Source organism: Nostoc sp. CALU 1950 (assembly GCF_051172895.1).
Classification (GTDB): domain Bacteria; phylum Cyanobacteriota; class Cyanobacteriia; order Cyanobacteriales; family Nostocaceae; genus Nostoc; species Nostoc edaphicum_A.
This window is the reverse complement of sequence record NZ_JBDNJQ010000112.1, coordinates 13,993-27,449: the sequence shown is the minus strand read 5'-3', so window position 1 is coordinate 27,449 and position 13,457 is coordinate 13,993. Positions and strand designations below refer to the sequence as shown.

Below are 13,457 nucleotides of genomic sequence, written 5' to 3'. Positions count from 1 at the left end.
TCAATCGTTCATACACCGGACTTGTGTAACGAAACAATAAGTCGCACATCGCGTTATTTATTAATGCCCAATGACAAATGACAAATGACCAATGATAAATGACAAAATGATTTTACTAAATCCCGGCCCCGTTAATTTAAGCGATCGCGTCAGAAATGCCCTGTTGCGTCCCGATTTGTGTCATCGTGAAGTGGAATTTTCCCAACTTCAAAGCAGAATCCGTGAACAACTACTTCAAGTTTATGGTCTTAGCGATCGCTGGGCAGCAGTTCTTCTCACTGGTTCTGGTACCGCCGCGATGGAAGCAATGATCAGCAGTCTAGTACCCACAGACGGGAAGTTGCTGGTAATTGAAAACGGTGTATATGGCGAACGACTAACCAAAATCGCCAAAATTCACGACATTGATTACATCACACTTTCCCATCCTTGGGATGCCGAAATAGATATCAACGCTTTAATCAAACTCCTGGATGAAAACGCCGACATCACCCATCTTGCTGTCGTCCATCACGAAACGACTACCGGTCGCCTAAATAATTTAGCGGAACTTGCGCCAATTTGCCAAGAACGTCGCATCAAACTACTAGTAGATGCAGTCAGCAGCTTTGGTGCTGAAGAACTCAATTTTGCAGATTGGGGAATCACCGCTTGCGCTGCAACAGCAAATAAATGTCTGCATGGTGTCCCTGGAGTGTCCTTTGTCATCCTGCGACGGGATGCACTGCCGTCAGTAGACACAATCCCCCGCACCTTATATTTAGATTTAGGAACCTATTGCCAGCAACAAGACCGAGGCGGCACACCTTTTACGCAATCAGTACAGACATTTTATGCCTTAACAGAAGCTTTGCAAGAAATGGCAGAAGCCGGAGGTTGGCGTGTCAGACACAACCATTACAACCAACTTGCCGGCTTAGTTAGAGACGGTTTAGCCTCAATGGGAATTAAACCTCTACTTCCTCTTGGTAGTTCATCTGTTGTCTTGAATGCCTACTACTTGCCAGACGGTTTCAGGTATGAAGAATTTCACGATCAACTGAAAGCACAAGACTATATCATTTATTCTGGACAGGGAAATTTAGCTCAATCTATTTTCCGAGTATCGACAATGGGAGCTATCACCCACGCTGATATGGAACGCTTTATTGGTGTTGTTAAACAAATTATTGATCATTCTTAATATTCTCTCGTTCCCATGAATAGCATGGGAACAAAGAACGAATCTCTAGATGATTTGCTCCTCCTGCCTCAATACGCTTCAATACTGCTCGGTTAACCATTTTTAACTCGGCATTGGGTTTGGGGAAAAGGTTAAAGGGTAAAGGTTAAAGGTTTTTTCTTTCCCCTTTTCCCTTTCCCCTTTCCCCTTTAACCGACAAGTATTGCAATACGCTTGGGTTAAGGGTTATTGGTGTGGGAATTGGTCTTTGAAGACGCGATAAATCGCGTCTCTACATGAGGGTTTTGTTGCTCATTCTGAACTGTATTGCCTCCTGCCTTCTGCCTCCTTCAATTAACAGGGCATCAAAGCATTCAATCTCCCCAATACTGCCATATCTTCTTCATCTAACTCCGACGGAATGCCACTGCGAATCAATTCCGAAAAGTCTTCATTGGGAATCATCACAGTCAACGTATACAAGCGAGTAGAACCAGTGTTTTTAATCAAATGAGTACCAGTAGGAGGCACTAATAAACTATCTCCAGCCTTGATTGTGGCACTCTTGCCGTCACACATGGCGATCGCTTCCCCTTTGAGAACAAAAAACATTTCCACCGCCCACTGATGGCGATTTGGCGGTGTTTGTCCACCAACATCAAAAATTTCTATGCAGCAAGTCAAGGAAGTATTAGCATTTGTTGAATCGAAAATAATTGCTAATCGATTAGAGTCGTTGGGAGTGATGCGATATACCTGGTAATCTTTGAGAGATTTGATAACCGGAATTACACAACGAGTAGCGTACATTTTTTATCCCCTCTGAAGTTATCGATGGGTATGAAAATTCCTAACACTAAGATCCAATTCCTAAATCAGAGAATTTTAAATTTTGAATAATTAAAAATTCTCTGAGAGAAAGCGAATTGAAACGCGAGAAAAAATCTAAAATTCTTGATCTAAGAAAGAGCATTTATACATGGAATTAATCCAAAATCCAAAATTGATTCACTCCTCACCCTTTTGCAGCGCTGTTAAAATTGCTTGCGAGTCAGCGACAAAACCGAAGCATTGTTTGATGTTGTACAATGTCGCTAGCCAACAATATTCAGGAGAAGTTGTAGCAGTGCAATCTTTAACTAATATGCAATCATATCCTAAGAAATTGGCATCACATAACGTGGTTAGCACACATTGATCGGCATTAACACCAGCAAAAAATAATGTTGTCTTTCCCAGATTTCGCAAAATACTATCTAATGGAGTATCCCAAAACCCACTCATGCGGTATTTTTCCACACGAATATCTTCGGGAAGTTCTTCTAGTTCATCTACTACTGCTGCGGCCCAACTACCTGCCATGAGTACTCTAGCACCGTTGCTTGGCAGTGGATCACCTAATCCCACACCTCCCCCTGTGGGGTTATAAACATGACGCGAACTAGCACTAATATTGAGCAAGTCGGGACGATTCCCCCAATTTAACCAAATTACCGGAACACTAGCCTCACGCAGTTCTGGAAGTAAGTTATTCAAAGGTTCAATAGGCTGACGCGCCGGAGTTACGTCCACACCGATATGCGCTAACCAACCATCAGGGTGACAGAAGTCGTTTTGCATATCAATGACGAGGATAGCAGCTTTTGCCAAGTCTAAGCGCAGGGTTTTAGTTTCTGTTGATAAAATAACGGGTTGTGGGGTCTTTTGAGGACGAGTGATATCTGCGATCGCATCATTCACTGTCCACGCATTTGGTGCAACTCCCAATGTCCGTAATGGTAAATTCATAAAATTGCAATACCCAACACCAGTTCCTATTTTGTAACTTGAAATTCAGTTGAAAATACAATTACTTAATCAAGGTTAAATATGCTAAATTTCACAATCCAGAATGTTTTGATTGCCGTCAGTGATGATTATGCAACGGTAGATGTACAGGTTGTAGATGGTGCGATCGCAGCCATTTCCCCTAATCTACAACTAATCGGCACTGCCATAGATGGCAAAAATAAGTTGTTGCTACCTGGATTTTTCAACGCCCACACCCACTCATCAGAGATGTGGCAGCGAGGAATCATGTCAATGTTCCCTTTAGAATTATGGTTGGCGGAACTGTATGATTTTGCCCCCCTCGATCCCGAAGAGGTTTATCTCAGCGCCTTGGGGACTGCGGTGGAAACCTTACTTTCCGGCGGGACAAGTGTGGTAGATCATCTGGTGTTAATTCCCGGACTTGAGTTAGAAACGATCGCCATTGCAACTCGCGCTTACAGAGAAGTGGGAATTCGCGCCTTTATCGCCCCCTTAATTCAAGATGAATCCCTCACCGCAGGTATTCCATCCGGGGAATCAACCCAAACTCATGAGCCTTATTTTCGCTCAACTGCGGCAACATTGGAAATTATTGAAGAGGCGGTAAGACAATTTCATCGCCCAGATGAGGGTGTAAATATTTTAGTTGCGCCAACGGGAATTCAATTGTGTACTGATGCTTTATTTCAGGGATGTACTGAGTTAAGCGATCGCTACAATCTTTGTCGTCACTCCCATTTACTTGAAACCAGGGCACAGGAAAAACTCGCTCAAGAAAAGTACGGTTGTACTGCTGTGGAACATTTGAAACGAATCGGGTTTTTGAGCGATCGCACTTCACTTGCCCATTGTGTTTGGTTAAATGATGCTGATATCGCCATCCTCGCCGAAACTCAATCTACAGTTGTTCATAATCCCTTAAGTAATCTGCGTTTAGGTAGTGGCATCGCCCCAATTTTAAAATATCGCCAAGCTGGGGTAAATGTAACTTTTGGTTGTGATGGTGCTTCTAGTAATGACTCACAAGATTTGTTAGAAGCCATCAAAATTGGTTCTATTTTACATAATATTACAGACTCAGATTATCAGCACTGGATTACACCGCGTCAAGCAGTAGAAATGGCATCTTTTGGAGGTGCAAAAGGGCTTAATGTAGCAGATAAACTTGGTTCCTTAACCGTGGGTAAAAAAGCAGATTTGGTACTTTATGACCTCACCAATTTATCATTATTACCCCGTACAGATCCTATTGGTTTGCTAGTTTTAGGTCGTCCTAGTAATGTTGTAGATAGTGCTTGGGTGAATGGTAAGCAAATTGTTGCTGATGGTCAAATTACCACAATTAACGTTGATGAATTGCGACAAGAATTATTTAACCGCAGTCAATGGGAGACAAAGCGTAAGTCTGAAACCGTCGCGCAAATCGAGGCTCATTATCGCACGGTTATGGGGTTGTGAAACATATAGAAACACAGTTCAATATTCTTACAGCACTTCCGGCAGCTATGAGGTACATCCTAAAAGCTGAAAGCGATGATAGGAGAGGGGCAAGGAGAAAACTATATTGCATAATAGCCGGAAGCGCTGTATGTCGTATGATTATCCTATTTGATGTGTTAGACCAAATTTTCACAGTAAAAGTGTGCAAAAAAGAGTGTTGGATGCCACTTTGGCTGTAAAAGATACAAAAATCAACATTCTAGATAAAAAAACTGCAATATAATCATTTCTCATATGGGTAACTGTAATACATAAACAGTGGTAAAAAATGCGTTATTTGACTGCTAGTCCGTAAAATTACGGTTTGAATAAAACTTATACAGCTTCAGTGAGCGCTGTGGCTGTTGTTTAACAATATTGGGTTAGCATTTAAATATTTCAAGAATAATTGGTTAAAGTATTAATTTTAGGAGTCTAGTACATAGATAGCTAAGATATGAATTGGTCTGAACTTAAGAATGAAGCTATTTCAAATTATATAGTATTTGTACTTGGGGTTATTGTTGGTGTATTAGGATGGATAATCACTCAGTATATATCTAGAAAGAAACCACAAGTAATCGAAGTTGTTAAAGGTGAGGAAACATCTGTTGTCGAGGTTGATTCAAATATCAAACAAGATATTAAAATAGAATATAAAGGAAACCCTGTTCAGTCTCTATATCGTACTGCTTACTATATTCTCAATCGTGGTGAATCAACAATTGACAACATTAAATTTGAAATTCAGATTGAAGACCAGACTCAGAATAATGTTCTCTACTCAGTGATTCTTGATGATTCTGCGAAGCCTTTGCTTGGTGCAACGACTAATGTTCAGACAGTAACTGTAGGCAAGCAAGAAATTCTTGTAAATCTAGATTTTCTCAATCCTTATTCTGGATATAAGGAAAAGATTACGCTAGATGTTTATTCATCAAGCCCATTTCAAACACTAACTGCTAGAGGAAGAGGTCGAGGATGGAATGTTAAATATTTTGATCAAATCAAGTACAGCGAAGATATTAACGTTACTATTTCTTTACTTGTTTCGGGAACGCCACTCGCAAAATTTACTGGGGCTGTCAGATTACTTGAAACAATAAGTCAAGTAGTTTTGCGACGATAAGACTACGTTAAGTATGTAGTTATATGTGCTGTATTACAATAGATGCACTATATGTACGTCGCCACCAACTCTGCTATTGTAATCCTGTTAAACATCTGAAAAGAATCGGGTTTTTGAGCGATGTCTACTACCGGCTGTTGGGTGACGCACAACACTTGCTTATTGCGTTTAGTTTAAAGTCAATGATGTCGTCAAGCATGAGAGTTTGATGAATAGAGAGAGGCGATCGATGTTAGCTTTAAAAGCAAAGCGTTGCGTGAGAGCAATTCACTATGTCATCAACAGCAATTACCACCGTAATCAAAATGATGGAGTCTTTACCCATTGAGGTACAAGATCGAATTGCGGAGCATCTGCGGGAATATATTGATGATCTACAAGATGAAATTACATGGAATGAATCATTCCAGAGAACACAATCAAAACTTATTGCTGCTGCGAAACTTGCCAAACAAGAAATTGCAGAGGGACAAGCCACTGCAATGAACTACGACCAGCTATGAAGTCAGCAGTACTTCCTTCCTTTTGGTCTGAGTATCGACAGTTGAGCAGCGAAATTAGGCAAAGTGCCAGGAAAGCATATCGGCTGTGGGCAGAGAATCCATTTCACCCATCTTTACATTTCAAGTGCATCAACAGTCAGGAGGGGATTTGGTCAGTGAGGGTAACGCGAGGCTATCGGGCACTTGGAGTTTTGGAAGAAGACACAGTGACATGGTTTTGGATTGGTAGTCATGACAATTATGAGCGTTTCTTTGGGTGAGTCTGTATATTTAGATAGCTACTGATTGCTGTGTTTGCTAGAATATCGCACAGAGGCTCAATGCCAAAGGAAGTAGCTCTATGCCAATTGTCATTACCCTTAGCCCAGAATTAGAAGCATTATTACGTGACAAAGCCACTCGCCAAGGTCAAGATGTTAGTTTTGTAGCATCTGAGTTGCTTACCAGTGTCCTAGAGTGGGAAGTACAAGAATCAGAAGAGGCAATAAAGGGGATTCAACAAGGATTAGATGATTTTGAGACAGGACGGTTCCGGTCTTTTCATGAGTTTGCCCAAGAACAGCGTCGCAAGTATAATCTGCCAGCTGATTCATGAAATATAGCATCGAAATTTCCAGTGTGGCGGAGTTTGAAGCAGACAGTGCCTTCCTCCGGTTGTCCCAAGTCACATCCCCTTCAAGGGCAAGTCAATGGTATGCCGAATTGCTGCAAGCGATTGATTCTTTGTCTCAAATGCCGAAGCGCTGTCCTTTAGCGCCAGAGAACGAGTATTTCAGCCAAGAAATTCGACAACTACTTTATGGTCGAGGACGCAACTCATACCGCATCCTTTTCACTATTTTGGAGGATCAAGAAGTATCTATGGTGCGTATTCTGTACATCCGACACGCTGCACAGCAAATCCTGGGTGAAGATCCTGAAGAACCCAACGCCACCTAACAAATTACTGCACCCGATCGCCTAGAGGTTATATCCTGGGTGTTTAATTTTATCTGCCACCAGTTATCTTGGTCTTATTTCGTTGTGTGTGCCTTTACAGATGAGTACATTTCAGGATTGGTTCTGGGAAATCAAAGAATGTGGCCAAGGCCCTCATTACTACTTCAGTGCCACTTTTGCTCCATCTGATGCTGAACGCCTTGCTGCTTTGGTGCGCCAGCATCCACTGTCTGGCTTTAAACACTGCCACTTTGTTGGCAAATTAATCAATGCGCCATGTGGAAACTCCAATACTCCAGGTTCTTATGATTTGTATGTTAACCAGAGCAACTATGCTGAAGTTATGTCGGGTATACAAAGAGATGAACCTATAGTTACTGTTGCACACTATGTCTGGCAAATTATTGGTGTTTGCGATCGCAATTTTGGCATTGAGTCTGGTTATGGTGGCATAACTGGCACAGATAACCAAGCTGATACCTCATTGATTTTTACCCTGGCGCAGTCACCAGAACTCACCTTAGTTGATTGGAGAGTCGTTTCTGGGGGAGACGGTTATGCATCGGTGTTTTTTAGAACTGGCACATCAGCCGCAGAATTGCTTGCTTACTTGCAGATGCAGCCGGAAAAGCCTGACTTTGTACAAATAGAAAGAGAGTTACGTCTGGCTTTATCAGATCCAGCATTGTCTAATATCTATCGTTTGGGCGAGTGTAAAATCAATGGTTGGCGGCTGGAAGCGATCGTTTTGCATAATATTGAAAAAACCACAAGTTATGGTGGCGAAGGTTGGGACATGACACCACACACCACCAAGCTTTACAAAGTCGCCCGAACTGTTAGCGATAAGTGCAAGGTTCCTGGTTGTGCAGGGGGTGCTGCACACGCCCCCAATGACTTCTACACACTCATTGGTAGCCATCTCAGCTTTGGCTACCCACGCCCAGAGGGGTAATTTTAAATCGGAATTTGAATCACAAATTCTGTACCTTCTCCCTGTACAGAATTAACCTCTAGAGTGCCGCCATGTTTTTCTACAATAATTTGACGGGCGATCGCTAATCCTAATCCTGTACCTTTACCTACAGATTTAGTTGTAAATAAATGGTCAAAAATCTTTTGTTTGACTTCCTCAGACATTCCCATCCCATTATCTTGAATGTAAATCAAAACATGATGTTTGTCTTGATTCAAACAAGTTTTAATCTCAATTCTATTATTAATCTCGTGAAAATTACGTCCAATGTTAGACTCCTCTAGAGCATCAATGGCATTTGCTAATAAATTCATAAATACCTGATTGAGTTGCCCAGGAAAACATTTTACCAAAGATATATCCCCGTATTCTTTCACTATTTTAATATCTGGATGTAGTTCCGATGCTTTTAAGCGATGCTTCAGAATCAAAATTGCACTGTCGATGCCATCGTGAATATTAAAAGCAACTTTATTTTCTGTATCTGCCCTAGAAAAGGTTCGCAAACTGTTGCTAATATTCCGAATGCGGTCAATACCTAATTTCATCGAAGAAATCATTTTTGGTAAATCTTCTCGGATATATTCTAGGTCAATTGTGGCAATTTCTTCTTCAATTTCTACACCCGGATTCGGAAACTTTTCCTGATAAAGCTCGATTAGGTGAAACAAATCTCCAACCAAATCAACAGCAGGTTGGATATTACCTGCAATAAAGCCTACAGGATTGTTGATTTCGTGGGCTACACCTGCAACTAAATTACCTAATGCTGACATTTTCTCACTTTGCACCAGTTGTAGTTGCATCTGCTTTAAATCTGTAAGTGAGTGTTCTAATTGTTGTGTATTCTCTTGCGATCGCTGATAAAGAGAAGCATTTTCTAAAGATATGGCAGCTTGTGAACACAATAGATTGATTACTTGGAGTCTATCATGGGTGAATACTCCGGCAACGAGATTATTTTCTAAATAAAGGATACCGATTAACTTCCCTTGATGGAGAATTGGGGTACACAGCAAACTCTTAGGTTGTTGTTGGATAATGTAGGAGTCGGAGGTGAAGGAATTTTTCACAGTTGCATCATCAACTACCAATGTTTCTAAAGTGCGTTTGACATAGTTAATTGGAGTTAAAGGGATATCTTGGCTCAACTCAATAGGAATAGATTGCAGAATAGTTGGCACTTTCTGAAATGTTGCGATTGCTTCTATCACCCAAACATTATCCTTGAGTAAAATTAAAGCGCATTTTTTCGCTCCGGTATTCTCCATCACAACTTGCATTAATGTAGAAAGCAACTTCTCTAAATGAATTTCGCTAGAAAGTGCTTGAGATGCTTTGAGAACACTTGCTAAATCTAAAGCTTCGGTAATGCTAGTGCTACTAGATGAAATTGTCATACCAGCATTAAAACTAGACAAGGGTATTTTATGGAGAGTAGATGCTATTTCTGTGGGATTGAGGCGAATTGTTTCCCATTGGAGAATCGGGGCGAGTAATTGAGGATAACGTTTTTCTAAATCATAAACTTTGGCTTTAGCGCCCCAACGAACATAGCAGTAATAAGCGTTTGTCAAATAGGTTTGGGCAATTTGCTCTTTATCCCATCTCAAATAAAATTTGGCGGCGAGTTCGTGAGCCAGAGCTTCTTCTTGGATATATTCATTTTCTTTAGCTCCATAAATGGCGCGATCGTACATTTCCATTGCTTGAATATATTCGCCAAGAATGCGATAACGTTCAGCCTCCACTAAATAAAACTTATGTAAATGATTCATCGGCGCATGATGCGCCCAGTTCTGCATTTTTTCCTGATTGGCTGTAACTCGTTTGAAGATGAATGCTTGCTCGTCTTCAGAAGCCTCATAATATACGGCTAATTGGCTTAGAGAATCATAAAAATGAAATAGAGGAACAATCAGACTTCCAATCAGACTATCTAAATAATTCAGTGCTATTTCAGCATTTTTAATCGCATGAGTATACTCACAAAATAAATAACAGAGAACCAATTTATTAAAATGCAATGAACAAATCATGGTTTTATCATGACTTTGGGAATGAAGCGGTAACATGGTTTCTTCATTGTAAGCATCACCGATTAAACGGCAAGGATTTTCATTTCTTGAAAGTAAGTTAAGCACTACCTGCCGGTACAGTTCATTTCTAATTCGCGATGGTTCTTGACGAAGTTGTGCGAGTCCTTGACTATAATTTGCTATTATCTGTACTACAGAAGATAATTCTTTACCAGCCAAATATGAATTCAAGGAATAAATAAATGCACAGTAACCTGCAAATTCTAAATCTCCTGTTTCTAACCCGCTAGAATAGGCTGATTGTATAGGATGTAAAAGTTCTCTAATATGATTTTTCCAAGAATTCAAAGAGCCATAAACAACCGCATAGGTCTTAGCTATAAATTCTTTAGCATTCAATTTATCTAATAACTTGAGAGTCAGTTGACCGAATTGATAACCAGATTCAACATCTCCAAGAAAAGTATACAGAATCAGTCCATAACATGAATATCCATAGAGAGAATTAGCAGTATTTCCATACTTGAGGGATAACATAACCTGTTTGAACAATATTAGGGGATAGAGTTCTGGGATAACTAAATAAGCAGCAGCAGCTATATTTGTCAATATACTCATAGCTGCTAACTTATCTGGCTCAGTCATTACTTTTAACTCTAATAAGTCTTCAATGGCTTTACCTTCTAAAGCTAATTGTGTCTCCTGTAGTCCACGGGAAATATCTTCTGGTGTTGGCTGTTCGGGTAGTTCTATCTCCAATAATTTGAGAACTTTTAGTCCCGTTTTTATCGCCTCCCACATTCTATTTTGTGCTACCTGAGATAAGATTTTAACTTCGTAGGCTTTGACTTGATCGCTCAGTGTTTTGCCATTTTCTAATATTACTTGTACTGATTGCTCCATCTGTTCAAAATCACCGTTAAGATGGGCTACCTCGGCAGATGTTGAGTACAGTGCTAAAGCTAACTCATACTGATGTTGCCAGCAATCTTCTGTGAGTAACCTAATTCCAAAATTTGTGTATTCTATAGCAGCTTCATAAGCAGTTGAAATTCTGGCTTTATGACTTGCAGTTAGATTTAATTTTGCCAGTTCTTCTCGTTCCTCTGGCTGAGTAATTAGTTCAACTCCCAAATTTAACTGATTGACTAATTTAAAGATATGTTCTTCGCGCTGTTCAAAGGAAATATTTCTCAAAATTAATCGCCCAATTTTCAGATGTACTGTCTGTTTTAGGTCTTCAGGAATTAGAGAATAAGTAGCTTGCTGAACGCGATCGTGCAAAAATTTGTAGGAACAGGAGCCAGAATTCAGCATCCAGGAATCAGAAGCAATTACAGATTCTTCTAATTCTTGTTGATAAAACTTATAAACTTCAGTTGTGGGGATGACTAAACCTTCTTGCAAAGCTTTCCATAAGTCTGCTGCTGTCTCTGATAGAGATTTTTCATGGACAATTGCGAGAGTTGCTAAGTCAAACTGATTATCAATAGAAGCTGCAAGCTGCAAAACTTTTTGAGTTGCTTCTGGTAACTTCTGCAACTGAAGCACCATAAACTCTACCAAATCATCAGTAAATGCTAATGCTCTAACCTGAGCAATATCACATTGCCAATGACCCATATCAAAGTTATAGTTAATTAGCTTCTCTTCGTGCAGGGATTTGAAGAATTGATTAGTGAATAAGGGGTTTCCTTGAGTTTTCTGATATATTAAATCTGTGAGGCTTTGGGTAACTGGTAAGTCACATTTAAGAGTATCATTAATTAGATTATTTATATCTATATGATTGAGATTAGCCAAAGTAATCGTATTAATGAAACCTCTAGATTTATGAATTTCTTCTAATGTTAGTATTAACGGATGTCCTGGATAAACTTCATTGTCACGATAAGTACCAATAACTAACATAGAGTGAATTTCAGCTTCATTCATTAGCAATTGCATCAACTTCAAAGATGCTGAATCTGCCCATTGCAAATCATCAAGAAACATCACTAAAGGATGCTCTTTGGTTGTGAAAACTTGGATAAATTTCTGAAACAGTAAATTGAAACGATTTTGTCCAGCAGTCCCTGAAAGTTCAGATACTGCCGGTTGTTGACCAATAATTTTTTCTAGTTCGGGAATAACTTCGATAATTACTTGAGCATTTTCACCCAAAGCTGTGAGAATTGCGGCTTTCCATTGTTCAAGTTGAGCATCGGTTTCACTCAGTAATTGCCTCATTAAATCTCGAAATGCTTGTACAAAAGCTCCCAAGGGAATGTTGCGTTGAAACTGGTCATATTTACCTTTGATAAAATAACCCCGTTGTCGCACAATTGGTTTATGGACTTCATTAACAACGGCAGTTTTACCAATACCAGAGAAACCTGCTACTAAAATCATTTCTACCCCCCTTAGTTCCCTGGGGGATTCAGGGGGGTTAGCTACTCTATCAAATGCTGCGAGTAAGCTTTCTACTTCTGCTTGCCGTCCATAGAGCTTTTCTGGGATGATGAAGCGATCGCAAATATCCCGCACTCCTAACTCAAAGACATCAATACTGCCAGTTTCTCGCCACTGACGCCAGCAAATTTCTAAGTCATACTTCAACCCCAATGCACTCTGATACCTATCTTCGGCATTTTTTGCCATCAGTTTGCTAATAATTTCAGACAGAATTGGGGGAATATTAGGATTGAGACTATGTACCTGTGGAGGAAGCTTTGCCAAATGACAATACACCAACTCCATCGGTTCATCAGATTTGAAAGGTAAGTGTCCGGTGAGGAGTTCAAAAAAGGTGACACCCAAGGAATAAAAGTCGCTGCGATAGTCAATTCCCCGATTCATTCGTCCGGTTTGTTCGGGAGAAAGGTATGCTAATGTCCCTTCTAGAATATTTGGATTAGTCAGAGTTTGCGTTTCTCTAGAAAGTAAGGAGGCGATACTAAAATCGATGAGTCTTATATCTTTTGTGGTGGGGTTAATCAAAATGTTGGCGGGTTTAATGTCTTTGTGAATCACTCGGTTGTGATATAGTCCATCAAGAATGGAGATAATTTGCAAAGCAATGTGAAAAAATGTCTGCAACCCATCAGCACTTCCCCCCATTCCCTGATCTCCCCATTTCGCCATCTCTTCTTGGAGAGAAATGCCACCCAAGTCCTCCATAACTAAGGCATAGCTGTTTTGATAGTTCTCTAGACTATAAGTTTTGATAATTCCATCAATATCTAGATTTTTCGCAATGGTGTACTGATTGCGAAACCGCACGAGTTCGTAAAATGTGGGATACTCACGCCGTAATAGTTTAATCACGACTGGCTTTTGATCTGATTCTCTAATGCCGCGATGTACTAGGGTTTTTGAGCCGGAATAAATTAGTTCATTTATTTGATAACCAATTAGTGCTACCATAATTGTCTTTTCC

General features: G+C 40.1%; 11 protein-coding genes. 8 read left to right on the top strand and 3 right to left on the bottom strand.

Translation table 11 applies throughout. The features are described from left to right. Positions 1–91 precede the first annotated feature (91 nt). The gene (locus ABF638_RS25535; RefSeq protein ID WP_435025712.1) at positions 92–1,183 is read left to right on the top strand and encodes a 2-aminoethylphosphonate aminotransferase; all 1,092 of its coding nucleotides are present in this window, start codon (positions 92–94) and stop codon (positions 1,181–1,183) included. Positions 1,184–1,516: 333 nt separating this feature from the next. Here the strand turns inward: ABF638_RS25535 and ABF638_RS25530 are convergent, their stop codons facing one another. Continuing rightward, positions 1,517–1,972 (bottom strand): cupin domain-containing protein, encoded by a 456-nt coding sequence (locus tag ABF638_RS25530; protein WP_435025711.1) that lies wholly within the window; start codon positions 1,970–1,972, stop codon positions 1,517–1,519. Between the two features lie 198 nt (positions 1,973–2,170). Beyond that, positions 2,171–2,950, bottom strand: coding sequence for a cysteine hydrolase family protein (locus ABF638_RS25525; protein WP_435025710.1), 780 nt, complete (start codon positions 2,948–2,950; stop codon positions 2,171–2,173). 81 nt (positions 2,951–3,031) lie between these two features. On the opposite strand from ABF638_RS25525, the gene ABF638_RS25520 reads away from it, so the two are divergent. The 7 genes from ABF638_RS25520 (at position 3,032) to ABF638_RS25490 (ending at position 7,979) form a co-directional block, all read left to right on the top strand. Continuing rightward, positions 3,032–4,432 (top strand): amidohydrolase, encoded by a 1,401-nt coding sequence (locus ABF638_RS25520; protein ID WP_435025709.1) that lies wholly within the window; start codon positions 3,032–3,034, stop codon positions 4,430–4,432. A 478-nt stretch (positions 4,433–4,910) separates the two neighbouring features. Further along, positions 4,911–5,582 (top strand): hypothetical protein, encoded by a 672-nt coding sequence (locus ABF638_RS25515; protein WP_435025708.1) that lies wholly within the window; start codon positions 4,911–4,913, stop codon positions 5,580–5,582. A 272-nt stretch (positions 5,583–5,854) separates the two neighbouring features. Continuing rightward, entirely contained in the window at positions 5,855–6,085 is a 231-nt protein-coding gene (locus ABF638_RS25510; RefSeq protein WP_069068837.1) for a hypothetical protein, read from the top strand. Then, positions 6,082–6,345 carry a type II toxin-antitoxin system RelE family toxin gene (locus tag ABF638_RS25505; RefSeq protein ID WP_435025707.1) on the top strand — a complete coding sequence of 88 codons (264 nt, stop codon included), beginning with the start codon at positions 6,082–6,084 and terminating at the stop codon, positions 6,343–6,345. Before ABF638_RS25510 ends, ABF638_RS25505 begins: the two co-directional genes overlap by 4 nt. Positions 6,346–6,425: 80 nt before the next feature. Beyond that, complete coding sequence (locus ABF638_RS25500; protein WP_435025706.1) at positions 6,426–6,680, top strand: hypothetical protein; 255 nt, start codon at positions 6,426–6,428, stop codon at positions 6,678–6,680. After that, on the top strand, positions 6,677–7,024 hold the full coding sequence (locus ABF638_RS25495) for a type II toxin-antitoxin system RelE/ParE family toxin (RefSeq protein ID WP_435025705.1): 348 nt from the start codon (positions 6,677–6,679) through the stop codon (positions 7,022–7,024). The genes ABF638_RS25500 and ABF638_RS25495 overlap by 4 nt, the downstream gene beginning before the upstream one ends. A gap of 100 nt (positions 7,025–7,124) precedes the next feature. Beyond that, a complete protein-coding gene (locus tag ABF638_RS25490; protein WP_435025704.1) occupies positions 7,125–7,979 on the top strand; it encodes a hypothetical protein in 855 nt (284 codons plus the stop codon). Between the two features lie 2 nt (positions 7,980–7,981). On the opposite strand, the gene ABF638_RS25485 is transcribed toward ABF638_RS25490, so the two are convergent. Next, the gene (locus ABF638_RS25485) at positions 7,982–13,444 is read right to left on the bottom strand and encodes a trifunctional serine/threonine-protein kinase/ATP-binding protein/sensor histidine kinase (RefSeq protein WP_435025703.1); all 5,463 of its coding nucleotides are present in this window, start codon (positions 13,442–13,444) and stop codon (positions 7,982–7,984) included. Positions 13,445–13,457: the final 13 nt, after the last annotated feature.